The 25,772-nt window shown below is 68.3% G+C and carries 21 protein-coding genes; 14 read left to right on the top strand and 7 right to left on the bottom strand.

Annotation, left to right across the window (positions count from 1 at the left end):
- The first annotated feature begins 53 nt into the window (after positions 1-53).
- The 6 genes from ABZ827_RS12290 (at position 54) to ABZ827_RS12315 (ending at position 9,722) form a co-directional block, all read left to right on the top strand.
- On the top strand, positions 54-1,697 hold the full coding sequence (locus ABZ827_RS12290; protein ID WP_357236261.1) for a DNA polymerase IV: 1,644 nt from the start codon (positions 54-56) through the stop codon (positions 1,695-1,697).
- Positions 1,698-1,792: 95 nt separating this feature from the next.
- Positions 1,793-2,290 (top strand): hypothetical protein, encoded by a 498-nt coding sequence (locus tag ABZ827_RS12295; protein ID WP_357236263.1) that lies wholly within the window; start codon positions 1,793-1,795, stop codon positions 2,288-2,290.
- Positions 2,291-2,426: 136 nt separating this feature from the next.
- The gene (locus ABZ827_RS12300) at positions 2,427-5,636 is read left to right on the top strand and encodes an arabinosyltransferase domain-containing protein (RefSeq protein WP_357236648.1); all 3,210 of its coding nucleotides are present in this window, start codon (positions 2,427-2,429) and stop codon (positions 5,634-5,636) included.
- Positions 5,637-5,670: 34 nt separating this feature from the next.
- A complete protein-coding gene (locus ABZ827_RS12305) occupies positions 5,671-8,097 on the top strand; it encodes an HAD-IC family P-type ATPase (protein WP_357236265.1) in 2,427 nt (808 codons plus the stop codon).
- A 39-nt stretch (positions 8,098-8,136) separates the two neighbouring features.
- The gene (locus ABZ827_RS12310; RefSeq protein ID WP_357236267.1) at positions 8,137-8,760 is read left to right on the top strand and encodes an N-acetyltransferase; all 624 of its coding nucleotides are present in this window, start codon (positions 8,137-8,139) and stop codon (positions 8,758-8,760) included.
- A 143-nt stretch (positions 8,761-8,903) separates the two neighbouring features.
- The gene (locus tag ABZ827_RS12315; RefSeq protein ID WP_357236649.1) at positions 8,904-9,722 is read left to right on the top strand and encodes a PhzF family phenazine biosynthesis protein; all 819 of its coding nucleotides are present in this window, start codon (positions 8,904-8,906) and stop codon (positions 9,720-9,722) included.
- A 1-nt stretch (position 9,723) separates the two neighbouring features.
- Here the strand turns inward: ABZ827_RS12315 and ABZ827_RS12320 are convergent, their stop codons facing one another.
- Genes ABZ827_RS12320 through lspA form a run of 3 tightly spaced genes read right to left on the bottom strand, consistent with a single transcriptional unit; the run spans position 9,724 to position 12,108 of the window.
- Positions 9,724-10,434: a hypothetical protein gene (locus tag ABZ827_RS12320; RefSeq protein WP_357236269.1), complete on the bottom strand. Its 711-nt coding sequence runs from the start codon at positions 10,432-10,434 to the stop codon at positions 9,724-9,726.
- Positions 10,435-10,441: 7 nt separating this feature from the next.
- Positions 10,442-11,368, bottom strand: coding sequence for an RluA family pseudouridine synthase (locus tag ABZ827_RS12325; protein ID WP_357236271.1), 927 nt, complete (start codon positions 11,366-11,368; stop codon positions 10,442-10,444).
- Positions 11,365-12,108, bottom strand: coding sequence for a signal peptidase II (gene lspA, locus ABZ827_RS12330; protein WP_357236273.1), 744 nt, complete (start codon positions 12,106-12,108; stop codon positions 11,365-11,367). Before lspA ends, ABZ827_RS12325 begins: the two co-directional genes overlap by 4 nt.
- A gap of 130 nt (positions 12,109-12,238) precedes the next feature.
- On the opposite strand from lspA, the gene ABZ827_RS12335 reads away from it, so the two are divergent.
- The 7 genes from ABZ827_RS12335 to ABZ827_RS12365 all read left to right on the top strand — a co-directional run bounded on the left by ABZ827_RS12335 (position 12,239) and on the right by ABZ827_RS12365 (position 18,819).
- Positions 12,239-13,186 (top strand): hypothetical protein, encoded by a 948-nt coding sequence (locus ABZ827_RS12335; RefSeq protein ID WP_357236275.1) that lies wholly within the window; start codon positions 12,239-12,241, stop codon positions 13,184-13,186.
- Between the two features lie 94 nt (positions 13,187-13,280).
- Positions 13,281-13,742, top strand: a complete 462-nt coding sequence (locus tag ABZ827_RS12340; RefSeq protein WP_357236276.1) for a VOC family protein — start codon at positions 13,281-13,283, stop codon at positions 13,740-13,742.
- Positions 13,743-13,822: 80 nt separating this feature from the next.
- A complete protein-coding gene (locus ABZ827_RS12345) occupies positions 13,823-14,563 on the top strand; it encodes a LytTR family DNA-binding domain-containing protein (RefSeq protein ID WP_357236277.1) in 741 nt (246 codons plus the stop codon).
- Positions 14,560-14,928 carry a hypothetical protein gene (locus tag ABZ827_RS12350; protein WP_357236278.1) on the top strand — a complete coding sequence of 123 codons (369 nt, stop codon included), beginning with the start codon at positions 14,560-14,562 and terminating at the stop codon, positions 14,926-14,928. The genes ABZ827_RS12345 and ABZ827_RS12350 overlap by 4 nt, the downstream gene beginning before the upstream one ends.
- Position 14,929: 1 nt before the next feature.
- A complete protein-coding gene (locus tag ABZ827_RS12355; RefSeq protein WP_357236280.1) occupies positions 14,930-16,681 on the top strand; it encodes a cation acetate symporter in 1,752 nt (583 codons plus the stop codon).
- Positions 16,682-16,837: 156 nt separating this feature from the next.
- A complete protein-coding gene (locus ABZ827_RS12360; protein WP_357236282.1) occupies positions 16,838-17,191 on the top strand; it encodes a DUF485 domain-containing protein in 354 nt (117 codons plus the stop codon).
- Positions 17,188-18,819, top strand: coding sequence for a cation acetate symporter (locus ABZ827_RS12365; protein ID WP_357236283.1), 1,632 nt, complete (start codon positions 17,188-17,190; stop codon positions 18,817-18,819). Before ABZ827_RS12360 ends, ABZ827_RS12365 begins: the two co-directional genes overlap by 4 nt.
- A gap of 108 nt (positions 18,820-18,927) precedes the next feature.
- Here the strand turns inward: ABZ827_RS12365 and ABZ827_RS12370 are convergent, their stop codons facing one another.
- Both ABZ827_RS12370 and ABZ827_RS12375 read right to left on the bottom strand, forming a co-directional pair.
- Entirely contained in the window at positions 18,928-20,106 is a 1,179-nt protein-coding gene (locus ABZ827_RS12370; RefSeq protein ID WP_357236285.1) for a histidine kinase, read from the bottom strand.
- 301 nt (positions 20,107-20,407) lie between these two features.
- Complete coding sequence (locus ABZ827_RS12375) at positions 20,408-20,872, bottom strand: hypothetical protein (protein WP_357236287.1); 465 nt, start codon at positions 20,870-20,872, stop codon at positions 20,408-20,410.
- A gap of 280 nt (positions 20,873-21,152) precedes the next feature.
- On the opposite strand from ABZ827_RS12375, the gene dnaE reads away from it, so the two are divergent.
- Entirely contained in the window at positions 21,153-24,701 is a 3,549-nt protein-coding gene (gene dnaE, locus ABZ827_RS12380) for a DNA polymerase III subunit alpha (RefSeq protein WP_357236289.1), read from the top strand.
- A gap of 55 nt (positions 24,702-24,756) precedes the next feature.
- On the opposite strand, the gene ABZ827_RS12385 is transcribed toward dnaE, so the two are convergent.
- Complete coding sequence (locus ABZ827_RS12385) at positions 24,757-25,074, bottom strand: hypothetical protein (protein WP_357236291.1); 318 nt, start codon at positions 25,072-25,074, stop codon at positions 24,757-24,759.
- Complete coding sequence (locus tag ABZ827_RS12390; RefSeq protein ID WP_357236293.1) at positions 25,071-25,580, bottom strand: YbaB/EbfC family nucleoid-associated protein; 510 nt, start codon at positions 25,578-25,580, stop codon at positions 25,071-25,073. Before ABZ827_RS12390 ends, ABZ827_RS12385 begins: the two co-directional genes overlap by 4 nt.
- Positions 25,581-25,772 lie beyond the last annotated feature (192 nt).

Genomic DNA, 25,772 nt, shown 5'->3' on the forward strand with positions numbered 1-25,772 from the left:
TGGGCCGTCCGGTGGTGCGTGACAGCCGCCCGGAACCGGGGTCCGGGCCGGCGGTGAGTTCGTTCGCGGGGGAAACCGCACGGCGCTGGGTGCTGCACATCGATATGGACGCGTTCTTCGCCTCGTGCGAACAACTCACCCGCCCGACGCTGCGGGGCCGGCCCGTGCTCGTCGGCGGTACCGGCGCGCGGGGTGTGGTCGCGGGGGCCAGTTACGAGGCGCGGGTGTTCGGAGCTCGCTCGGCCATGCCCATGCACCAGGCGCGGCGGATGGTGGGGGTGACGGCAGTGGTGGTGCCGCCGCGCGGTGCGCTGTACGGCGTGCTGAGTGGCCAGGTCTTCGACACGCTGCGTGCCCGGATCCCGGTGCTCGAGACACTCTCCTTCGACGAGGCGTTCGGCGAGCCCGTCGAACTGGCGGGCGTGAGCGTGTCCGAGGTGGTCGATTTCTGCGCGGAGTTGCGTGCGGCGGTGCGGGAACGCACCGGGCTGGTGGCCTCGGTCGGCGCCGGCGGTGGGAAACAGCTCGCCAAGATCGCATCCGGGATGGCCAAACCCGACGGGATCCGGGTGATAGCGCCGGGTGAGCAACAGGAGCTGCTGGCCGGGCTCCCGGTGCGCAAACTGTGGGGTATCGGCCCGGTGGCGGAGAGCCGGTTACGCACGCTCGGGATCGAAACAGTCGGCGCGTTCGCGGCCCTGCCCGAGGTGGAGGCGGCGTCGATCCTGGGCGGGAGTACCGGTGTGGCATTGCACCGGCTGGCCAGGGGGATAGATGACAGGCCGGTCGCGGAGCGTGCCGAGGCCAAACAGATCAGCGCCGAAACCACCTATGAGAAAGATATCGTGACGCTGGAACGGTTGCGCCCGGCGATCACCGAGATGGCGGCGGCCGCGCACCGCCGGCTCGTGCGCGACGGCCGCGCCGCCCGCACCGTCGTGCTGAAACTCAAACGCGCCGATATGAGTATCACCACGCGGTCCAGCACACTGCCGTACGCCACCGAGGATCTGCCCACCCTCACCGCGGCCGCGCAGCGGGCCGCGGTGGATCCGCGGGAACTGGGGCCCGTACGCCTGGTCGGGGTCGGGTACGCCGGACTGTCGGCGATCCGGCAGGAATCGTTGTTTCCCGAATTGGACCGGGTCGGCGGAGAATCCACGGATGCGGCCGCGAGTTCCGCCGGGGCGGGCGATATGCGCACACGGCCGGATCTCGTGACCGGCGTGCGGGACGAGCGTACGGTCGGCGCGGAACGGTGGGACGTGGCCGCGAATCCGCCGATCGCCGGGCCTGCCGAGGCCGATCAGGGGGCTGCCGGCAGGGCGGGGCCCGTGGGTGCGGCGCCGGAATTTGTGGCGCCGGGGCAAGAGAGCTCTGTGGATTCGGTGAGATCTACTGCGGGTGCGCCACCGTCCGATGGTTGCGCCGAGCCGTCCGGAACCGCGCGCACCGGACCTGCCGAAACCGGCGGTGCGGCGATGGATTCGGGAATAACCGCTGGTAGCGTCGTGGACTGGCGGCCGGGATCGGATGTGGTGCATCCCGAGTTCGGATTCGGCTGGGTTCAGGGAGCAGGACACGGCCGGGTCACCGTACGGTTCGAGTCCCGCTCGACAGGACCGGGTATCGCGCGTACTTTCTCAGCCGACAACACCGAGTTGCGCCCTGCGGACCCGCTCGGCAGCCTGTCCTGACATTGTGCCGGGTAGGTTGGTGCCGGGCAGCGTCGCCGGTTCCGGTGGAGCTGCCGCAGCGCACGACACCGACCCCGAACGCAAAGGACGAGCAGTTGAAGCTTCGCAAGACCGGACGTATCGCGATCGCCGGCCTGGCCGCCGTGGCCGCGCTGACCCTGACGGCGTGTGGTAGCGATGATTCCGACTCGGACACCGGTGCCGCGAGCACCAGCGCCGCGGCCGAGACCACGGCGGCCGATACGCCGCCCGTGCCGACCGCGGCCGATCTGAACACCCAGCTCCAGCGCGCGCTGGATCCCAACGTTCCGAACGAGGAAAAGCTGGAGATGGTCGAGGGCGCCGAGGCGGATCCGGAGCTGCCGTCGAAACTGAGCCAGTTCTACACCCAGTCGGGTGCCGTGATCGAGGTCACCGGGGTGAACGAATTCGGTGGCGAGATCCAGGCCACGGCCAACCTGACGCTGAACGGGCAGACCAACGTTGCCGAGGTCCCGTTCGTCGCCGAGAACGGTGTGTGGAAGGTCCAGAAGGCTTGGGCCTGCCAGATGCTCACCAACGCGCAGATCCAGTCGCCGGCCTGCACCGCCTGAGTCGTGCGACCACGGCCCGGCCGGTCCGCTCGGTGCGGACCGGCCGGTCTTGTTTCCGGGGTTGCCGTCCTCTCCGTGACAGCGTGCGGCGGCCCCGTAACGCCCCCGGCTAGGATTGCCCTCCGTGGCTGACACGATGGTGGTGGCGGCGCCCGAGCCGGCAGATATTTCCGATAGTCCGCGACCTCCTTCCCGGGGTGGCTGGGCCCGGCCGGTGGCGCTGGTGTCGGCACTGATCGGGGCGCTGCTGGCACTCTCGGTACCGCTGCTTCCCGTGCAGGTGGACGCCGCGAAGCTGAGCTGGCCGCAGGCCGATTCCGCCGCGTCGATCGAGGCGCCGCTGGTTGCCTACGCGCCGCTGAGTTTCGACGCCACCGTGCCCTGCGCCGCGATCCAGCAGTTGCCGGCCGGTGGCGTGCTCACCTCCACCGCCCCCGACGGCGCCCCGGACCTGGAGCGGTACGGTTTCCTGGCCCGGGTTCGGCCACCCACTCCCGAAGCCGGTGCCCAGCTCGATGTGGTGCTGCGCAACCAATCGCTGTTCAGCGTCCCGGTGGCCGAACTGGCGCCCGGATGTGAGCTCACCGTGGGCGCCGGGATGACCGAAACCGTGGCCACCCTCACCGGACACGAGCCGGTGGTGCTGGGCGGGGATTTCCGGCCGCAGATGGTCGGGGTGTTCAGCGATCTCACCGACCCGGCCGGTGCGACAGTCACCGCCGATGTGGACAGCCGGTTCAGCTCGACGCCCACCCTGGTGAAGCGGATCGCGATCTGGGCGGCGGTACTGGCGACGGTGATATCGCTGGTCGCCCTGCACCGGCTCGACAGCCTCGACGGCCGGCGCGCTCGTCGGTTCCTGCCCGCTCGCTGGTGGTCGTTCACTCCCGTGGATTTCGTGGTGCTGGGCACCCTGGTGCTCTGGCATTTCATCGGCGCCACCACCTCCGACGACGGCTACCAGTTCGGTATGGGCCGCACGTCGCAGGTCGCGGGGTATATGGCGAACTACTTCCGGTACTTCGGGGTACCGGAGAACCCGGTCGGCACCCCGTATTACGACATCATCGGATTACTGGCGCAGGTGAGCACCGCCAGCCCCTGGGTGCGGCTGCCGACCCTGCTCGCGGGCATCGTGGCCTGGATGGTGATCAGCCGGGAGGTGGTGCCCCGGTTCGGGGCGGCGCTGCACCGCAACCGGTTCGTCCCGTGGACCGGTGCGCTGGTGTTCCTGACGGTCTGGTTGCCGTACAACAACGGCCTGCGCCCGGAACCGATCGTCGCACTGGGCGTTCTGCTCACCTGGTGTTCGGTGGAGCGCGGGATCGCGACCCGGCGGCTGCTGCCGTTCGCGGTGGCCATCCTGATCGCGGCGTTGAGTTGTACGGCCGGTCCACACGGGATCATCTGCCTCGCCGCGCTGCTGGCCGGGCTCCGCCCGCTGTTCAAGATCATTTCGGCGCGGGCGCGCAGGGTCGGCTGGCTCGCGCAGCTGCTGCCGCTGGGCGCCGCGGGCGTTCTGGTGCTGGTCGTGGCCTTCGCGGACCAGCCGTTCACCGCGATGATGGAAATGCGCCGGGTCCACGAACTCGCCGGCCCGCATGTGCTGTGGTACGACGAATACCTGCGCTACCAGTACCTGTTCATGGCCACGGTGGACGGTTCGGTGGCCCGCCGGTTCGGGATCTTCGTGATGGTGGCCGGATTGGCGGTCTGCCTGCTGACCCTGCTCCACAAAGGCGGGCGGATCCCGACCGCCGCGGTCGGGCCCTCGCGCCGGCTCCTGGGAGTCACCGTCGGCGCCATGGCGCTGATGATGACGACTCCCACCAAATGGACCCACCATCTGGGAGTTTTCGCCGGGCTGGCGGGTGCGGTCGCCGTACTCACCGCGGTGGCCGTCGGACCGCGGGTGATGCGCGGGCCGCGCAACCGGGCCCTGTTCGCCGCCGGGGTGGCGTTCCTGCTGGCCCTGGTGTTCTCCGGACCCAACGGCTGGTGGTACGTCTCCTCCTTCAGCGTTCCGTGGTGGGACAAACAGCCGTCGGTGGCCGGTTTCGCGGTCAACAAGGCCTTCCTGGTGGGTGCGATCCTGCTGCTGGTGCTGGCCGCATGGTGGCATGTGCGCGCACCGGATACCGGGCACCACCGGATCTCCCGCTGGGGGTGGCGTTTCGCGAAGGTGCCGCCGCTGGCGGTGGCCGCGGCGTTCATGGTGCTCTTCGAGGTCGCCTCGTTCGCCAAAGGCGCGGTCAGCCAGTACCCCGCGTTCTCGCTGGCGAGTTCGAATCTGGGCGCGCTCGCCGGGAACGCCTGCGGGCTGGCCCCGCACGTTCTGGTGGAAACCGATCCGAATCGCGGAATGCTCACGCCGCTCTCCGGTGATCCGGCGGCGACCCTGGCCGGCACCGGCACCGGTTTCACTCCGACCGGTGTCGCGGGGAATCTCAGTGCCGACGCCGAGGAAGGTGCCGACGCCGGCATCGCCGATTCGATGGGGGATGCCGGCGCGGGAACCGGGGTCGCCACCGAAACGGACAGTCCGGCACTGCCCTTCGGCCTGGATCCCGCGACTCCCGTGCAGGGCAGCGATCACGCGGACGGCCCGGCCGAACTGACCAGCGGCTGGTTCCGGCTGCCGCCCGTCGCCGAACGCGCGGATATCCTCGCGCTGAGTGCCGCCGGCCGGGTCTGGTCGCGCGATGCCGACGGGGTGGTCACGCACGGGCAGTCCCTCGAACTCGAGTTCGGCTCGACCACCGCCCCGGGGGGATCGGCCACCGAACCCGTCGCGCTGCGCCGGGTGAACCCGATCGATATCGGCCCGGCGCCGTCCTGGCGCAATCTGCGAGTACCGCTGGAGCCGTACGCCGATGCCGATACCGTGCGCATCGTCGCCGCGGACCGGGACCGCGACCCGCGGCAATGGCTGGCCTTCACCCCGCCGCGGATCCCGCAGACCCAGGATCTGAACACGGTTGTCGGCTCCACCGATCCGGTACTGCTGGACTGGGCGGTCGGCCTGCAGTTCCCGTGCCAGCGGCCGTTCGACCACCGCACCGGAATCGCCGAGGTGCCGAAGTACCGGATCCTGCCGGACCGGGTCGGCGCCCACGACACCAACCTGTGGCAGAACCACGACGGCGGCGGCCCGCTCGGCTGGACCGGGCTGCTGTTGCACGCGCGTACGCTGCCGACCTATCTGGACCACGACTGGGACCGGGACTGGGGTCAGCTGCAGCAGTTCCTGCCGATCGATCCCGATGCGGTTCCCGCGAGCCCGGAGATCACCGAGGAGAAGCATCCCGGTACCTGGACTCCCGGCCCGATCAACGTCGCCTGGTGAGTAACCGGTCGCGGCGCTGGCTAGGCTGACCGTCATGTCGACGACTGTGCAGGCTGTCGGGGCGTCCGGGCTCACCGGCGCCGAGGTGGCGCAGCGGCGCCGGGACGGGCTCACCAACGATGTGCCCGACCGGGCGAGCCGCTCGGTTCGCGATATCGTCCGGGCGAATGTGTTCACCCGGATCAACGCGATCCTGGGTGTGCTGTTCGTCCTGGTCATGGCCACCGGGTCGGTGATCGACGGGATGTTCGGACTGCTGATCGTGGCCAACAGCGCGGTCGGCATCATCCAGGAGACCCGGGCCAAACGCACGCTGGACCGGCTGGCCATCGTCGGTCAGGCCCGGCCCACCGTGCGCCGGGACGGTCGTGCCGAGCAGATCGCGCCGAAGGATGTGGTGCTCGACGATCTCATCGAACTCGGGCCCGGCGATCAGATCGTGGTCGACGGTGTGGTCGCGGAAGCGGAACTGCTCGAGATCGACGAATCACTGCTCACCGGCGAATCCGACGATGTGTCGAAAGAGGCCGGCGCGCAGGTGCTCTCGGGTAGTTACGTGGTGTCCGGGTCGGGTGCCTACCGCGCCACCAAGGTCGGTAAGGATGCGTACGCGGCGAAACTTGCCGAGGAGGCCAGCAAGTTCACCCTCGTCGATTCCGAACTGCGCAGTGGTATCGACACGATCCTGAAGGTCATCACCTACCTGCTGATTCCCGCGGGGGCGCTGAGTATCTACAACCAGCTGGTCTCCAGCGGGGAATCCTGGCGGCCCGCGGTCACCGGGATGGTGGCGGCGCTGGTGCCGATGGTGCCGGAGGGCCTGGTGCTGATGACCTCGATCGCGTTCGCGGTCGGGGTCGTGCGGCTGGGGCAGCGTAAATGCCTGGTCCAGGAACTGCCCGCGATCGAGGGCCTGGCCCGGGTGGATGTGGTGTGCGCGGATAAGACCGGCACTCTCACCGAGAACGGGATGCGGCTGGCCGAGCTCAGGATGCTCGACACCGCGCCGGACGCGGAAGTATCGGCACGGCGGGCGCTCGCGGCAATGGCCGCCGACGATCCGCGGCCGAATGCCAGCGTGCAGGCGATCGCGGAGGCGCTGCCGGATACGCCCGGCTGGGAATACACCAGCGTGGCGCCGTTCTCGTCGGCGAAGAAATGGAGTGGATTCTCCTACGGTGACCACGGCGACTGGCTGCTCGGCGCGCCCGATGTGCTGCTGGACGGCGGATCCGCCGATGCTCGCGCCGCGGAGGAACTCGGCGCCACCGGGCTGCGGGTACTGCTGCTCGCCCGCGGCGACCGGGCCGTCGATGCGGCCGGTGCGCCGGGGACGATCACCCCGGTCGCGCTGGTGGTGCTGGAGCAGAAGGTCCGGCCGGACGCACGGGAAACGCTGGATTATTTCGCGAGCCAGGACGTCTCGATCAAGGTGATCTCCGGCGATAACGCGGTATCGGTCGGCGCTGTCGCGTCCTCGCTGGAGTTGCCCGGTGGCGATCGGGCCGTGGATGCGCGGACCCTGCCCGAGGGTCGGGACGAACTGGCCGCTGTGCTTGACGAGCAGACGACCTTCGGCCGGGTGCGGCCGGATCAGAAACGTGCCATGGTCGGGGCGCTGCAGTCGCGTGGCCATACCGTGGCGATGACCGGTGACGGGGTCAACGACGTTCTCGCGTTGAAGGATGCCGATATCGGGGTCGCGATGGGGGCGGGCAGCCCGGCCACCCGCGCCGTCGCGCAGATCGTCTTGCTGGACAATAAATTCGCCACCCTGCCCTACGTGGTAGGGGAGGGCCGGCGGGTGATCGGCAATATCGAGCGGGTCTCGAATCTGTTCCTCACCAAGACGGTCTATTCGGTGCTGCTGGCGTTCCTGATCGGCGCCGCCGGAGTGGGGTCGCAGATCTTCGGTTACGAACCGATCGGCTATCCGTTCCTGCCGCGGCACGTGACGATCGCGGCCTGGTTCACCATCGGTATCCCCGCCTTCATCCTCTCGCTGGCACCCAACAACGAGCGTGCCCGCAGCGGTTTCGTCGGGCGGGTGATGCGGCTTGCCATCCCATCGGGCGTGGTGATCGGCACCGCGACCTTCGTCGCCTATCTGATCGCCTACGCCGGCCCGGACGCCAGTGCGGAACAGCAGATGCAGGCCGGAACCACCGCGCTGATCACCCTGATCATGATCGCGGTCTGGGTGCTGGCGATCGTCGCTCGTCCGTACACCTGGTGGAAGATTCTGTTGCTGGTGGTGTCCGTGGTGGCCTACCTGGTGTTGTTCACGGTGCCGTTCACCCGCGAATTCTTCGCCCTCGATCCGTCGAACGTCAGCCTCACCACAGCGGCCTTCGTCTGCGGCGCTGTAGGAATAGTTCTGGTGGAGGTGGCCTGGTGGCTGAGCGCCACCGTTCGCGGCGAATCCCACAAACTGATCCCGGCCGCGCCCGGCGAAGACTGAACAGCGGCCCGGCGAACCCGACGACGTCAGGACATACAGATGCCCGATTCTCCCGATGTACGGCCGGCGCGCAACGACGAGATCACCGGCCTGGCACGGACGTTGGCCGCCGCTTTCCAGGACGATCCGGTCATGGAGTGGGTGCTGCCGGATCCGCGGCAGCGGGTACGCGGTGCGCAGCGACTGTTCGCGGCGCAGACCAGGCACCATCATTTCGCCTCCGGTGGTGTGGATATCACCGCCGATTCCTCGGGCGCGATCAGTGGTGCCGCACTGTGGGACCCACCGGGGAAATGGAAGCCGTCCCCGCTGTCGGAACTGCGGATGCTCCCGCAGCTGGCCCGTGTATTCGGTTCCCGGCTGCTGGTGGGTAAAAGGCTGTCGGACACCATGACCCGGGTACATCCCGACGAACCGCACTGGTACCTGGCGACGATCGGCACGGATCCGGGTCAGCGCGGCCGCGGATTCGGGCAGGCACTGCTGCGGGCGCGGCTGGAGCACTGTGATCGCGAGGGTGTCCCGGCTTATCTCGAATCGAGCAAGCGGTCGAATATCGCCTACTACGAGCGGTTCGGATTCGAAGTCACCGGCACGATCAGTATCCCGGACGGGGGCCCCGACCTGTGGTCGATGTGGCGTGAGCCCCGATCGCGGAGCTGAAGCCGCCGCATTCCCGGATTCGCGAGAGGGCCGTCGGATCAGCGGCCGGGTCCGGGCATCCCGGCGCGACGAGGCGACGTCGGTTCGGCGCCCCAGATGGCTTGTGCGGTGGGCTTATTCGTGGCTGGAGTACCTTCATGGGCATGGAGGTTCTGCTGCACCAGATCGACGCGTTCGCCGACGCACCGTTCTCCGGTAATCCGGCCGCGGTCATGCCGTTGCCCACCTGGTTACCCGATAGAGTGCTGCAACAACTGGCGGAGGAGAACAATCTCGCCGAGACCGCGTTCTATACCGTGCGGTTACCTCCGGAGGCCGGGGCACCGCCCGCCGGCGGCCCGGCGTACCACCTGCGCTGGTTCACTCCGGCCGCGGAGGTGGCGATGTGCGGTCATGCGACGCTGGCCGGTGCCGCGCAGATCCTCACCGATATCGAGCCCGGGGAGGACCGGGTCAGTTTCTTCACCCACAGCGGCTGGCTGCAAGTGGATCGCACCGATGACGATGTGTACATCCTGGATCTGCCGGCCGTGGCCCCGTCCCCGGTGGATCCGGATCCGGCGCTGGTGGCGGCGCTCGGGGTGGAACCCGTCCGGGCGTTCGCCGGCGCCGATATCGTGATCGTGGTGGATTCCGAGCGGCAGGTCCGTGAGCTGGCGCCGGCGTTGGGTAGCTTCCCGCCTGTCCCGCGGGGCGTGGTCGTGACCGCGCGGGGTGACGAGGTGGATTTCGTTTCGCGTTTCTTCGCGCCCGGGATAGGCGTCCCGGAGGATCCGGTGACCGGATCCGCGCATGCTCAGCTCGCGCCGCTGTGGAGCGCCGAATCGGGGAAGCGGATCTTCGTCGCGCGTCAGTTGTCCCGGCGGGGCGGGACCCTGGGGGTCGAGCTGGCCGGTGACCGGGTGCTGCTGAGCGGCCGGTGCCACCGGTACCTCGACGGTGTGGTGACCCTGGACTACTGATTCAGCCTGCCGGTACGGGGCCGTCGTCGGGCCGCGGCTGGATGGGATCCGCGGTATCGGGCAGCAGCGGCGCGACCGCGTATCGTGCGGCGACGGCATCAGCGGGCAGGGCCTCGACCGCGCGGATGCCGGGCCGGCCGGCGAGCTCGCGGAGGGCCGGCAGCGGCGCCCGCACGACCACACCGGGTGAGCAGGCGCAGCCCGCGCGGAGGCGGGCGATCGATACATCGAGGATCTGGGCGCCGCGGGTGCCCTCGGCGCTGTATCGGCGGCGGTCGGCCAGCCACCAGGCCGCGTCGTCGCCGGACCGCGACAGCGCGGCCGCGCTGCCGGGTACCTGCACCGATACGAGAGGTGTCGCGACCCGGGGGAGCGGCACCTGGTAGAGCGCCTGGCTCACCCGGGTACCGTCCGCCCGCCCGGGAAGAGCGGCGGCGGTCTCGTAGTCGGTGAACGACACCAGCGCCCACCGGTCGCTGTTGTCGGGGCCGGTCAGCGAGTCCCGTGCCCGGTCGAGATATTCGGTGACGGTTTCCCCGGTATCGGGTCCGAGCCGGTCGGTGGAGACGCCCTCGTCCCGCGGCGGGTTCGTGACGCCGAGTACCACGATGAACACCGCGCAGACCGCGGCCGCCGCGCCGTATCCGAATGCGCGCCGCCGGCCGCGGGCCGCGGCGGGGTGCCGCGCCGCGGATTCCGCTTCTCCGGGCATCCGGGGGTCAGGCCTCGCGCAGTACGCCCAGCGCCCCGGCGAGATCGTCCGGGTAGTCGCTGGTTATCTCCAGATAGCGGCCGTCGGCCGGATGCTGGAAGCCGAGCGATCTGGCGTGCAGCCATTGGCGCTGTAAGCCGAGCCGTTCGGCCAGCCGGGGGTCCGCGCCGTAGGTGAGATCGCCGCAGCAGGGGTGGCGGATGGCGGCGAAATGCACCCTGATCTGGTGGGTGCGGCCGGTTTCGAGATGGATATCGAGCAGGCTCGCCGCCTGGAACGCCTCCACCGTGTCGTAGTGGGTGACGCTGGGCCGGCCGTCGGAGGTCACCGCGAATTTCCAGTCGTTGCCGCGGGCCCGGCCGATGGGTGCGTCGATGGTGCCGCTGCTCGGATCGGGATGGCCCTGCACCAGTGCGTGATAGCGCTTGTCCACGGTGCGCTGTTTGAACGCCCGTTTCAGCATCGTGTACGCGTGCTCGGATTGGGCGACCACCATGACCCCCGAGGTGCCCACATCGAGACGGTGCACAATGCCCTGCCGTTCATGGGCTCCCGAGGTGGAGATGCGGTACCCGGCCGCGGCCAGCCCGCCGACCACCGTGGGCCCACTCCAGCCGACCCCGGTGTGCGCGGCCACGCCGACCGGTTTGTCGACCGCGACGATATCGTCGTCGGCGTAGAGGATCTTCATCCCTTCCACCGGCTCGGCCTCGATGGTCAGTGCCCGCCGCGGTTCCGGGAACACCACTTCGAGCCAGGCGCCGGCGATGAGCCGATCGGATTTCCCGGCGGGCAGTCCGTCCAGCTGTACCGAACCGTCCTCGGCGAGCGCGGCGACCGCGGTCCGGGACAGTCCGAGCAGGCGTGCCAGTCCGGCGTCCACCCGCATCCCGTCGAGCCCGTCGGGGACGGGCATGGTCCTGGTTTCCCTCATGCGGCGGTGTCCTCACCCGTGCGTGCGGCCCGGCCGGTGGCGCTGGGGGTGTCGGGGTCCGGGTCGGCGCGTCCGGGTCCGGGAGATTCGGCGGGGCCGGATATTCCGGTGCCGGGTGTCTCGGTGGGGGCAGGCGTGTCGTCATCGGCTGTGGTGCCCCCGGCCGTGGTCTCGGGGGCGTTCCGGTTGTAGCGGGTGCCGTCGGGTTCGAAACCGAAGACCGTCAGCACCACCAGCAGGATCGCGCCGCAGACGATCGAGGAGTCGGCCACATTGAACACCGGGAACGAGCCGACCGAGACGAAGTCCACGACATGTCCCTGCATCGGGCCCGGCGCCCGAAACAACCGGTCCACCAGATTGCCGAACGCGCCGCCGAGAACACCGCCGAGACCGATGGCCCACAGCGGCGAGCGCAGGGTCCGGCCGATCCGCAGCACACCGATGACGACCGCGGCCGCGATGAGGGTCAGCAGCCAGGTCATCCCGGTGGCCATGGAGAACGCCGCGCCCGGATTGCGGACCAGGACGAGCGTGACGAAATCGCCGATCACCGGGATCCGTTCACCGGGCTGGATCTGCCCGACCACCACGATCTTGGTGATCAGGTCCAGCGTGAACAATGTCACCGCGATCGCCAGCAAGAGCGCCAGCCGCTGCCGGGGCTGTTTTCCGCCCTCGATCGGACGGTCGGGGTCCTGGTCGCGCGTACGCCGGTCCTCACTCACGCCGACCATCATCTCTCGAGGCGACGCGGCTCGGTGCGTGGGCACCCGTGCGGTCGGGTGCGTCGCGTTCACGCAACCGCACCGCCGGGTGTTCCCGTGATGTCCCAGCCCATCCTCAGGTACGGCTCGTAGGCTGTCTGGCGTGACGTTGTTGTGTTCGTTTCCGTCGGCCCGCGTAACGCGGTCCAGAGTGCTGATGCTGGTTCTCGCGCTGGGGCTGACCACCTTCGGGGCCGGTTGCAGCGACAGCGGCGAATCGGCGGAGGCGGCGGACGGTACCGAACCCCTGGGTATCGGCAACGAGGTCACCGTGCCGATCGCCGCCGCCCAGGTGAGCACGGTGGACCCGGGCAGCGAACCCCGGTCGATGCTGCGGCCGTCGTATTACCAGGGAACTGTCCAGGCGGTGACCCTGCGTACCGATCACCACATCCAGCAGCAGATCGATGAACAGCAGGTCCGCGACTTCTCCAGCCCGGCGCTGACCATCCCGATGACGGCGACCGCCGGCCCGGACGGTGTGGAATTGACCCTCGGTGAGGTGACCACTCCCGATCCGGCGCTGTCGGAGGCGCTCACCGCGGCCGACGGTTCGCACGCCGGACTGGAGATGAGCGAGCTGGGCGGTATCACCGCGCTGCGGCTCGCCCCCTCACCGGAGACGTCCAACTCGGCGCGGGCAGCTCTGGAACAGGCGTTCTATCAGGCCGTGTACCGGTCGATAACCTTTCCGGACGAGCCGGTCGGGGTGGGCGCGGTATGGCAGGTCCGCCAGACGGTAGGCGGCGGTGTCGACCTCGACCAGGTCACCACGGCCACTCTGGTGGCCCGCGACGGGGGCCGGCTGTCCATCCGGCTGGACGTCACACAGACTCCGAAATCTGGGACCTGGGATCTGCCGAACGAGTCCGGGACCCTCGATATCGAGGATTACGCGATGCGGGGCAGCGGCGATATCACGGTCGATCTGGGGTTGCCGCTTCCGGTCGCCGGTTCGATCAATATCGGCGGGCATCAGTTCTACCGGAACCCGCAGACCTCGACCGAGTTGCGCCAGGTCGTCGAGACGAACGTCAGCTGGGGCGGCTGACACCGCCGCGACCGTGCCGGTCACTCCCGGCGGCCGCGGGCTGGGCATAAGCTCACAGGTATCCGACAACCGATCCGAGACCGGAGGTCTTGTGATGTCTGATGTCTCCCCTGTACCCGAGGGCTATCCCACCATTTCACCTGGTCTGGCGATCGCGGGGGCCGCCGACGCGGTGGAGTTCTACAAACGGGTGTTCGGTGCCACCGAGCGGATGCGGATCCCGGGCCCGGACGGCACGGTGATGCACTGCGAACTCCTGATCGGCAATTCGGTGCTGATGCTCGGTGACCCGGCCCCGGATATGGCCTTCCGCGATCCGCATTCGATCGGCGGCACACCGGTCAACCTCTACGTCTACGTCGCCGATATGGATGCCGCCTACGCCGCCGCGCTGGGGGCGGGAGCCACCGAGATCAGCGCCCCGGAAACCCAGTTCTACGGTGACCGCACCGGTTCGTTCGTCGACCCGTGGGGGCATCAGTGGACGGTCGCCACCCATGTGGAAGATATCGAACCGGAGGAAATGCAGCGGCGGATGGATCAGCTCGGTTCCTGACCACATAACGGGACCCGCGCCCGCGTCCCGGCGCCCGTGATTACGATGATCGGGTCGTAGTAGCGGGAAAGGTCGGGCGGATGCGGGTGCTGGCCGTGGACGACGAGCCGCCGGCGCTGGACGAACTGCTGTATCTGTTACGCGCCGAACCCGCGGTGACCGAACTGCACGGCGCCGGCGACGCGACCGGTGCGCTGCGGATATTGCGCGCGCACGGGGCAGACGCGGTATTCCTGGATATCAATATGCCGGGCCTCGACGGGATGGAGCTCGCGGGAGTCCTCGCGGAATTCGCCGACCCCCCGGCGATCGTGTTCGTCACCGCGCACGAAGACCACGCCGTGGCGGCGTTCGATCTGGGAGCCGTGGACTACCTGCTCAAACCGGTCCGGCAGGCCCGGTTGAGCGCGGCGCTGCGGCGGGTCGCGGCCGGCCGGGCGCGCACCGGCCCGGATCCCGCCCCGGCCGGTAACAACGAGGTGATCCCGGTCGAACTCGGCGGGGTGACGACGCTGGTGCACCGGTCGCAGGTGAGCTGGGTGGAGGCCGAAGGCGATTACGCGCGGTTGCATACCGATACCGGCTCACATCTGGTGCGTATCCCGCTCTCGGCGTTACAGCAACGCTGGCAGGACGGATTCCTGCGGGTGCACCGGTCGTATCTGGTAGCACTCGACCGGGTCACCGGTCTGCGCACGGTCGGCGCGGCGACCCGGGTGTGTCTGCGCGGCGCGGGTCAGGTGGAACTGCCGGTGAGCCGGCGGCAGGTGCGTGAACTCAAACAGCGGCTCGTGCACGGGCCGCATCCGGACCGCCGATGATCGGCCCGCCGCCGAAACCACCACGGGAACGGGTGGTGCTCGCCGAGCGCCGCGGCGCGCGCCGGGTGCGGACGCGGGTGGAGGTCGCCGAGCAGACCGAGATCGGGGCGGCGCTGATCGGCGGGCTGATCCGCGCGCAACTCGGGCTGGCGCTGAGTTGCGCGCTGGCGATGACGCTGATCCTGGCGGCGCTACCGCTGCTGTTCCGGGTGACCGCGGTAGCCGAGACCGTCGTATTCGGTATCCGGTTGCCGTGGCTGGTGCTGGGCGCGGCCGCGTATCCGCTGCTGTGGCTCACCGGCCGGATCTATGTGCGGCTCGCCGAACGCAACGAACACGACTTCCTCGACCTGACCGGGGATTGAGGTGAGTTCGTCCGGTCTCACGGTGGCCGCGCTACTGGCTGCGGCCGTGGCGACGGTGACCCTGGGCGTGTACGGCGTGCGCTGGGCCCGCACCACCTCCGATTTCCTGGTGGCCTCCCGCAGTGTCGGGCCCCGCTGGAACGCGGCCGCGGTATCGGGTGAATATCTCTCGGCCGCCTCGTTCCTGGGGGTGGCCGGACTGATCGCCAAATACGGTGCCGACGCACTCTGGTATCCGGTCGGATTCACGGCGGGCTATTTGGCGCTGCTGCTGTTCGTGGCGGCGCCGCTGCGGCGCTCCGGTGCCTATACCGTGCCCGATTTCGCCGAATTCCGGCTGGGTTCGCCGCGCGCCCGCCGGTTCGCCGCCCTGGTGGTGGTGCTGGTGTGCGCGGTCTACGTGATCCCGCAATTCCAGGGTGCCGGGCTGACCCTGCGCATTCTGCTGGGCGTACCCGGCTGGGTCGGGGCGGTGGCGGTGGCGGGAATCGTGGTGGCGAATGTCGTAGGCGGTGGAATGCGCTCGATCACCCTCGTGCAGGCTTTCCAGTATTGGCTGAAATTGACCGCTGTCGCGTTACCCGCTCTCGTCCTGCTGGTGCATTTCTTCGGCACCGGTCCGGGGGAGCGGGAGATCGGCGCGGCGGCGCCGCCGACGGTCGGTGAACGGACGACCGTCGAGGTGACCACGCCGGTGCTGGTTCAGTTACCGGCGCCGCAGTGGGTCTCGGTACACGGTGAACTCGACGGCCGTCCGGTGGACGGCCCGGTCCTGCTCACCGCCGGTACCCATGAACTGGCGCGCGATACCCGGCTCGTCCTCGAACCGGGGTCGGCGGTGCCGGTGGTGGCGGGCGCACCGGCCGACGGTGATCATTGGCTGCGACCCGGTGGCGGTTTCGCCGGACCCCACCCGCAGTACCAGGTGTATTCCCTGATGGTCGCGACCTTCCTGGGCACCATGGGTCTTCCGCATGTCCTCGTGCGCTTCTACACCAATCGCGACGGCCGCGCCGCCCGGACCACCGCCCTCACGGTGATCGCGATGGTCGGTGTGTTCTATCTGTTTCCGGTCCTGCTCGGTGTTTTCGCCCGGCTCTATGTACCGCAGTTGCTGATCACCGGAACATCCGATGCCGCGGTCCTGCTGTTACCGGCGTCGGCGCTGGCCGGGCTACCGGGGCAGCTGCTGGCCGCGCTGGTCGCGGCGGGGGCGATGGCGGCGTTCCTGTCCACCTCGTCGGGGCTGGTGGTGAGTATCGCGGGCGTGCTCAGCACGGATGTCCTGCGCGGGCGGATCCGCGATTTCCGGTTGGCGGCGCTGGGTGCGGGGGCGGTACCGCTGGGGTTGTCGCTGTTCGTGGTCTCACTGGATCTGTCCCGCACGGTGGGCCTGGCGTTCTCGCTCGCCGCGGCGACCCTGTGCCCGCTGCTGGTGCTGGGGATCTGGTGGCGCGGGCTGACCGCGGCGGGTGCGGTGGCGGGGCTGGTGACCGGTGGGGTCGTGGCCGGCGGCGCGACGGGGGTTTCGGTGTTCGGCGGGGTCTCCCATGATCTGGCCGGTGGGTGGGCCGCCGCGGTACTCGGATATCCCGCGGCGGTCGCGGTGCCGCTGTCGTTCGGGGCGATGGTGCTGGTCAGCCGGTTCACCGCGAAACCCCCGGAGCTGGGCCGGGTTTTCGTCCGGATGCACGCACCGGAACGGCTCGGCATGGGCGCCGACCGGGAACCGGAATCGCGCCCGGACCGCTGATATCTCGCCGGTGGCACGACCGTTCGTCGTGTCCCAGCGACCATTCACCGCACAGTCGCGCACCTTCACCGAGTGACCGGTATCACATCTGTTGCCGCCCTGCCGGGCTCGCTAACTTCAGTGCAGGTAACACACATCACATTGCGAGGACCCGGTATGACCGAAACGGATCTCGACGACGGCGGCGGGCAGGCCACTGCCCCCACCGATTTCGTCGCGGTACAGGCGAGCCCGGAGTTCGCTGAACTCCGCAACCGGCTGCGCCGCTTCATATTCCCCATGACCGTCCTGTTCCTGATCTGGTACCTCGGCTACGTGCTGCTCGGCGCCTATGCGCACGATTTCATGGGCACGAAGATCTTCGGCGAGGTGAATATCGGCTTGCTGCTCGGCCTGGGCCAGTTCGTCTCCACCTTCCTCATCACCGGTCTCTACGTCCGGTTCGCCAACCGGGAACTGGATCCGCGTGCCGCCGCGCTGCGCGCCGAACTGGAAGGAAGCGGGTCGTGACCACGCTGTACGCCGCCGACAGTACGGTCGGTAACCCCGCCGCCAATATCGGTATCTTCGCGCTGTTCGTCGTCGTCACGATGGTCGTGGTGTTCTGGGCGGGCCGCAACACCCGCGGTGCCACCGACTATTTCACCGGCGGCCGCGGATTCACCGGACCGCAGAACGGTATCGCGATCGCCGGCGACTATCTGTCCGCCGCGAGCTTCCTGGGGATCGCCGGGGCCATCGCCGTCTACGGCTACGACGGGTTCCTGTATTCGATCGGATTCCTGGTGGCCTGGCTGGTGGCCCTGCTGCTGGTGGCCGAAATGCTGCGCAACACCGGCAAGTTCACGATGGCCGATGTGCTGAGTTTCCGGTTGCGGCAGCGCCCGGTGCGGACCGCGGCCGCGATCACCACCCTGGCGGTATCGCTGTTCTATCTGCTCGCGCAGATGGCGGGCGCCGGCGGTCTGGTGGCGCTGCTGCTCGATGTGTCGAGCAAGACCGGGCAGGCCGTGGTGATCGCCGTGGTCGGTGTCCTGATGATCGTCTACGTGCTGGTCGGCGGTATGAAGGGCACCACCTGGGTACAGATCATCAAGGCGGTACTGCTGATCGCGGGCGCGGCCGTGATGACCGTGATGGTGCTGGCGAAATTCGGGTTCGATATCTCGGACATCCTGGGTGGGGCGCAGAGCGCGATCGCCGGTTCCACCGATTCGAAGGTGGCCGCGCGCGATGTGCTGGCGCCGGGTGCGCAGTACGGCGGCAGCGAGATGTCGAAACTGAACTTCCTCTCGCTGGGGCTGGCGCTGGTACTCGGTACCGCCGGACTGCCCCATGTGCTGATGCGCTTCTACACCGTGCCGACCGCGAAAGAAGCGCGCCGCTCGGTGGTGTGGGCCATCGGCCTGATCGGTGCCTTCTACCTGTTCACTCTCGTCCTGGGCTACGGTGCGGCGGCCCTGGTCGGGCCCGACAAGATTCTGTCCGCGGCCGGCGGGCAGAACTCGGCGGCGCCGCTGCTGGCCTTCGAGCTGGGCGGGGTGATCCTGCTCGGCATCATCTCCGCGGTGGCCTTCGCGACCATTCTCGCGGTGGTGGCGGGGCTCACCATCACGGCCTCGGCGTCCTTCGCGCACGATATCTACGCCAATGTCATCCGCCGCGGTAAGGCGGACGACAACGCCCAGGTGCGGGTTTCCCGGATCACCGCGGTGGTGATCGGGATCCTGGCCATCGGGCTGGGCATCCTGGCGAACGGGCAGAACATCGCGTTCCTGGTCGCGTTGGCCTTCGCGGTCGCTGCCTCCGCCAATCTGCCGACGATCCTGTACTCGCTGTTCTGGCGTCGTTTCAACACTCGCGGTGCCTTGTTCAGCATGTACGGCGGACTGATCTCCACGATCGTGCTCATCGTGTTCTCCCCGGCGGTTTCGGGGTCGTCGAGCGCGATGCTGCCGGATCTGGATTTCGACTGGTTCCCGCTGTCGAACCCGGGCATCGTCTCCATACCGCTGGCCTTCGTGCTCGGCGTGGTGGGCACCTTCCTCGGTGGTGCGGACGAGGATCCGGAGAAGGCGGCGGAGATGGAGGTCAGGGCACTGACCGGCGTCGGCGCGGAAAAAGCCGTCGTGCACTGAAACCGGGGCCCGGAGGCCGCCCGGGCGGCCTCCGGGCCGATAATTCCCGGTGCAGGTGCCGGTCGGTCCCCGTTCTGTGAGGGTGAACGGGGCCCGGCCGTTTCCGTTTCAGGGCCGGATGCCGGCGCGGAACTTCGGCACTCGCATACTCACCTTCGTCCCGGCCCCGGGCGCCGTATCCACCACCAGTCCGTAATCGTTTCCGAAGGCGGCGCGCAGCCGGTCGTCCACATTGGCAAGTCCGATATGCGGCGCCTCGCCGCCGGCTCCCGCCGCGTCCAAGGAGCCCGAACGCAATACCTCGGGGTCCATACCGGCGCCGTCGTCCTCCACGCTGATCACACAGTCGGTCCCCGCGTCGAGCGCCGCGATGGTCACCGTCCCGCCGCCCGGGGTACCCGCGATACCGTGCCGGACGGCGTTCTCCACCAGCGGCTGCAGCGCCAGGAACGGCAGCGTCACCCCGAGTACCTCGGGCGCGATCCGCAGCCGGACCTGCAGCGCGGTCCCGAACCGGGCGCGTTCGAGTTCCAGATAGCGCTCGATATTGCTCAGTTCATCGGCCAGGACCGTATATTCGCCGGCCACCCGGAACGAATAACGGGTGAAATCGGCGAAATCCAGGATCAGCTCCCGGGCCCGCGCGGGATCGGTGCGGACGAACGAGGCGATGGTGTTGAGTGCGTTATAGATGAAATGCGGGCTGATCTGGGCGCGCAGCGCACGCACCTCGGCACGGTCCAGCCGGGCCCGGGACGCATCGAGTTCGGCCAGTTCCAGCTGGCCGCACGCGTAGCGGGTCACTTCGGCCAGCGCGCCGAGGGTGCCCGGTCCCGGCCTGACGGCGGTGACCATACCCAGTGTTCCGGCCACCGCGTCGCTATCTGTGAGCAGCGGCTGGGTGACAAGGGTGCGACCGGGATGCTCGGGGTCGGGCAGATGGACCATCACCGGTCGCCGACCGGCGATGGTCTGCCGCGCGGCGGTGGTGAACTCTTCGGCCGGCACATGATGGGCGCCGTCCCAGGCGAGGAGTTCACCGTCTGGGCCGGTCACCCCCAAGCCTTCGGCTCCCACGAGGGCCCGTAGATGCGGTGCGGCGTCCAGCGCCGAGGCCGGGGTCAGCCCCTGGCGCAACGACCGGGCCGCGAGTGAAGCGGTATGCAGGGCCGCGTGCACAGCGCGCTCCGCGGGGGTGGTGACCATCCGGCGCGGCCGGGCCCAGATCAGGAGTGCGGCCGCGATGAGCACGGCGCCGGCGGAGATCGCCACTACCGTCGTGGCCATCGCACCCCCTCGTCGGTTCGTCGGGCGCGTCCGTGCTCGCCCGCCCGGCACCGATTCTCACCGACTCGAATGAGCACCGGTCCGTCACCCGCTCGCCGACGCCGATTCCCGGCCCGGTTACCGGCTCGCCGGCCGGGGCCGGTCATCGTCTCACGCTTCCCGCCGCAACCGCCATTGCTGCGGGAAACCTTCTCCGGAGGCGATAACCGGCCCGGGCCGGCGAGCCGTGTCGTCGATCGGTGCCGCCGGGTCAGGGTATGTGACCTTCCCGAACCTGCCGCGGCGGCGGACCGACTTCGTATTACCGGATGCCGGCGCCCACCCCCCGATACTGGGTGACGGTGAAATCCGCCGATCCGGGTTCGGGTACATGGGCGGCGCCGACTGTGATGGTCGCGGTGAACCGGCCCACGCCGGGGTGGAACAGTGCCGAGCGGCCGTCGTTGATCCAGTGCCCGGGCCCGTTTGCGGTCTGTGTCACCGAACCGGTGGCGCCGGTATCGAGATTGCGCCAGTTCAGGGTGACGGGCAAGGTGCAGGGCCCGACCCCGAACATGATGGTCGATACGGTGAATGCGGCATGTTCGGGATAGGCGTCGCCGGTGACGGAGGTATCGAGCTGGGCGACGCAGGCGCCTTGGGCGATCGAATAGACGGGCTGGAACGAGCCGCCGTCGGCAGCCGCGGGTGCCGCGGTGGCCGTGAGCGCACCCACGAGCGCCGCCCCGGCAGCCGGGAGAGCGAACGCCGTTCTACGTGCTGTCATCGTTCACCTCGCTGGGTCGTTCGTGGGCTTTCCGGGGGTCGATCTGCCGAGTTCGACGGTTGTCCCGGTGTACCGGAACCGCCGTCGTTCCGAGCGTGACGCGGCCCGACCCTACCAGCGCCGGGCCCCGGCCGTTGACCGAATCGAAGCTCGCGCAGGGTTACCGGGAACGACACGCCCGGTCCCGCCGGGCACGCCGATCCGGCGCCGAAGCTGTCGGTGCGTGCGCATAAACTCGCTACACCAACCCCCGCCGAGCCACTGGGAGGAAGGACAGATCTTGGCTGCCTCGTCCGGATTCGTTCATCTGCACAACCACACCGAGTACTCGATGCTCGACGGTGCCGCCAAGATCTCACCGCTGTTCACCGAGGCGGAACGCCTCGGGATGAGCGCGGTCGGGATGACCGACCACGGCAATATGTACGGGGCCGCGGAGTTCTACAACTCGGCGAAGAAGGCCGGTATCAAGCCGATCATCGGTATCGAGGCCTATATCGCGCCCGCCTCCCGCTTCGAAACCAAGCGGATCCAATGGGGTGATCCGAGCCAGAAGAGCGACGACGTCTCCGGTTCGGGCGCCTACACCCATATGACCATGGTCGCCGAGAACGCGACCGGGCTGCGGAATCTGTTCAAACTGTCCTCGCTCGCCAGTATCGAGGGCCAGCTCGGCAAATGGGCGCGGATGGACGAGGAAATCATCGCCGCCCACGCCGAGGGCATCATCGCCACCACCGGCTGCCCGTCCGGCGAGGTGCAGACCAGGTTGCGGCTCGGGCACGAGCGCGAGGCGCTCGAGGCCGCCGCGAAGTGGCAGGAGATCTTCGGCAAGGAGAATTTCTTCCTCGAGCTGATGGACCACGGCCTGTCCATCGAGACGAGGGTTCGCTCCGGCCTGATCGAGATCGGCAAGAAGCTGGGTATCCCCCCGCTGGCCACCAACGACTGCCATTACGTGCACGAATCCGACTCGACCAACCACGAAGCACTGCTGTGCATCCAAACCGGTAAGACGCTGTCGGATCCCAATCGGTTCAAATTCGGCGGTAGCGGCTACTACCTGAAGTCGGCCGCGGAAATGCGGGAACTCTGGGATGCCGAAGTGCCCGGGGCCTGCGACAACACGATGCTGATCGGCGAACGCGTCGAGTCGTACGAGGAGATCTGGACCCATCGCGACCGTATGCCCAAATTCCCGGTCCCCGAGGGCGAGACCGAGGCGTCGTGGCTGCGCAAGGAGGTCGCGCGGGGGCTGGAATACCGCTTCCCGGACGGCGTCCCGCAGAAGTACCTCGACCAGGCGGATTACGAGATCGGCGTCATCCTGGAAATGGGCTTCCCGGCCTACTTCCTGGTCGTCGGCGACCTGATCAACCATGCCCGCGAGGTCGGTATCCGCGTCGGTCCCGGCCGTGGTTCGGCAGCCGGTTCGCTGGTCGCCTACGCACTCAAGATCACGAATATCGACCCGCTGCCGCACGGTCTGCTGTTCGAGCGGTTCCTCAACCCCGAGCGCGTATCGATGCCCGATATCGATATCGACTTCGACGATCGTCGCCGCGGCGAGATGGTCCGCTATGCCACCGAGAAGTGGGGAAGCGACCGGGTCGCCCAGGTGATCACCTTCGGCACCATCAAGACCAAGGCGGCCATCAAGGACTCGGCCCGGGTGCTTTTCGGGCAGCCGGGTTTCGCGATCGCCGACCAGATCACCAAGGCGCTGCCGCCGCCGATCATGGCCAAGGACATCTCGGTTGCGGGAATCACCGATCCCGAACACGAGCGCTACAAAGAGGCCGCCGAGGTCCGCACGCTCATCGAGTCCAATCCGGATATCGCCAAGATCTACGACACCGCGAAGGGCCTGGAGGGCCTGATCCGAAACGCGGGCGTGCACGCCTGCGCGGTGATCATGTCATCGGAGCCGCTCACCGACGCTATCCCGGTGTGGAAGCGGGCTCAGGACGGCGCCATCATCACCGGCTGGGATTATCCGTCCTGTGAGGCCATCGGCCTGCTGAAGATGGACTTCCTGGGCCTGCGCAACCTCACGGTGCTCGGCGATGCGATCCACAACGCCAAATCCAACCGCGGTGTCGATATAGATCTGGACGCGCTGCCGCTGGACGATCCGAAGACCTTCGAACTCCTCGCCCGCGGCGACACCCTGGGCGTGTTCCAGCTCGACGGTGGGCCGATGCGCGATCTGCTGCGCCGGATGCAGCCCAACGCCTTCGAGGACATCGTGGCCGTCGGCGCGTTGTATCGCCCCGGCCCGATGGGCATGAACGCGCACAACGACTACGCCGACCGCAAGAACGATCGCCAAGAGGTCAAACCGATCCACCCGGAGCTCGAGGAACCGCTGAACGATATCCTCGGCGAAACCTACGGTCTGATCGTCTACCAAGAGCAGATCATGCACGTCGCCCAGAAGGTAGCCGGGTACTCGCTCGGACGAGCCGATATCCTGCGCCGCGCGATGGGTAAGAAGAAGGCCGAGGTCCTCGCGCAGGAGTTCGAGGGTTTCGAGAAGGGCATGCAGGAGAACGGATTCTCCAAGGCCGCCATCAAGGCGCTGTGGGACACCATCCTCCCGTTCGCCGGATACGCGTTCAACAAATCACATGCCGCCGCCTACGGCCTGGTGTCGTACTGGACTGCCTACTTCAAGGCCAACTATCCCGCGGAGTACATGGCCGCGCTGCTCACCAGCGTCGGCGACGACAAGGACAAGGCCGCGGTCTACCTGGCGGACTGCCGGCGCCTGGGGATCACGGTGCTGCCGCCGGACGTCAACGAATCCGAGCACAACTTCACCTCGGTCGGCAAGGACATCCGCTTCGGCATGGGCGCGGTCCGCAATGTCGGTACCAACGTGGTGTCGTCGATCATCTCGGCGCGTGCCGAGAAGTCCAAGTTCACCGATTTCTCCGATTATCTGAACAAGATCGATGCGGTGGCCTGCACCAAGAAGGTCACCGAATCACTGATCAAAGCCGGTGCGTTCGATTCGCTGAATCATCCCCGCAAGGGGCTGATGCTCGTGCACTCCGATGCCATCGATGCCGTGATGTCCACCAAGAAGGCCGAGGCCATCGGCCAATTCGACCTGTTCGGCGGAATGGGTGAAGACGGTGAGGAATCGATGGCATCGGTATTCGATGTGAAGGTTCCCGACGAGGAATGGGACAGCAAACATCGGCTCGCCCTGGAACGGGAAATGCTCGGCCTGTACGTCTCCGGCCATCCGCTCAACGGTATCGACCATGTACTCGCGGCCGCGGCCGATACGCAGATTCCGGTCATTCTGGAAGGGGATATCAAGGACGGCACCCAGGTGACCGTCGGCGGAATCCTCGCCTCGGTGAACCGCCGGATCAACAAGAACGGCCTGGCCTGGGCCTCGGCGCAGCTCGAGGATCTGACCGGTGGTATCGAGGTGCTGTTCTTCCCGCAGGCCTATTCCGTCTACGGAATGGATGTGGTGGAGGACGCGGTGGTCCTGGTGAAGGGCCGGGTCTCGATGCGCGACGACCGTATCTCGCTCATCGCCAACGATCTCGCGGTTCCGGACCTGTCCGCGATCGGCGTCGCCAAACCGCTGTCGGTCACGATCTCCACCCGTATGTGCACCCGGGACAAGATCGGCGAACTGAAGCGGGTGCTCTCCCGGCATCCGGGCACCTCGGATGTGCATGTACGGCATGTGGGCGCCCGGGAGAAGACAACCCTGCTCAAACTCGACGACAGCCTCCGGGTGGAACCGTCCTCGGCTCTCATGGGTGATCTGAAAGCCCTGCTGGGGCCCGGCTGTCTGACCTGACCGCCGCCCGGGGCGGGACTCGTGCGCCCGCTCCGGAGCGCGGTACCGCCTCCGGTTACTGCGGGGCGGCGGCGCCCAGCGCCGAGGCGTTCGATTCGTCCTGGTTGCCGAAGTCGGTGGCGACGGCGCCCAGGCCGTCACCGACTCCGTTGACCGCCTGGTTCAGCAGGTTCAGGCCGGTGAGTCCTTCCTCGGCTCCGGGCTTGTACGTTTCGGCGAATTTCTGGCCGATTTCGTCCCCGCCCCAGCATTCGCCTTCGGCGTTGATCACCTCGAGCGCGGCGTTCACCGCGTCGGCCACCTGGTCGGCGACCTCGGCGATGGCGGGGCGGGCCGCCTGCAGGGCTTCCTCGTCGACCTTGATATCGGTCATTTCCCACCGTCCAGATAGCTGCGGTTGCGGAAGTACTCGTCTTCGTCCTCGTCGTTCATCGGCTCCGCCGGGGCGGGCTCGGTGACGGGGTCGGGAAACAGCGTGTCCACCAGGGATTTGATACTCGGCATCCCGGGCGCGATATCGGGCAGATCGGGTACGTCGCCGGCCAGTGCCGCGACCGGCGCCCACGCCTGCTGGGAGACCTCGCCGGCCTGCCGGGCCGCTTTCTGCACCGCCTCCAGGATCGAACGCCCGAGTTTTTCGGGTGTCGACCGTTTGAACGCCTCCGCCGTCAGATGCACGTCCACGGGGATACCGGCGGTGTTCGCGTCCACGCGGACCAGATTGTCCGACGACCACGCCGTCACCGTGGTGGCGGCGAGCCGCCGCCCCACCTCCGCCATTTCCGCTCGCTGCCGTTCGAACGTGACCAGGAGTTCGTCCACGCTCTCCCGTAGCACCTCGCTGGCTGCCTGCGTAGCAGCGCGATCGTCGTCGCCCATCGCCTCGCCCTTCCTGTTTCCACGCCGGGTTCTTTCTACCTTCGACGCCCCCGATCGCCCAATGGTTCCGTCCCCGGTGCGCGGGACCGGCGGCCTGCCGGGCTCAGGGAACCACGCACGCGGGGTCGACGAGCCGTGCAATCCGGCTCGGGGAGCAGCGACCCGGGCCCGGGGAGGGCGCGCGACCTGGGC

Origin of the sequence: Nocardia sp. NPDC019395, from assembly GCF_040632335.1 — a bacterium.
GTDB lineage: Bacteria > Actinomycetota > Actinomycetes > Mycobacteriales > Mycobacteriaceae > Nocardia.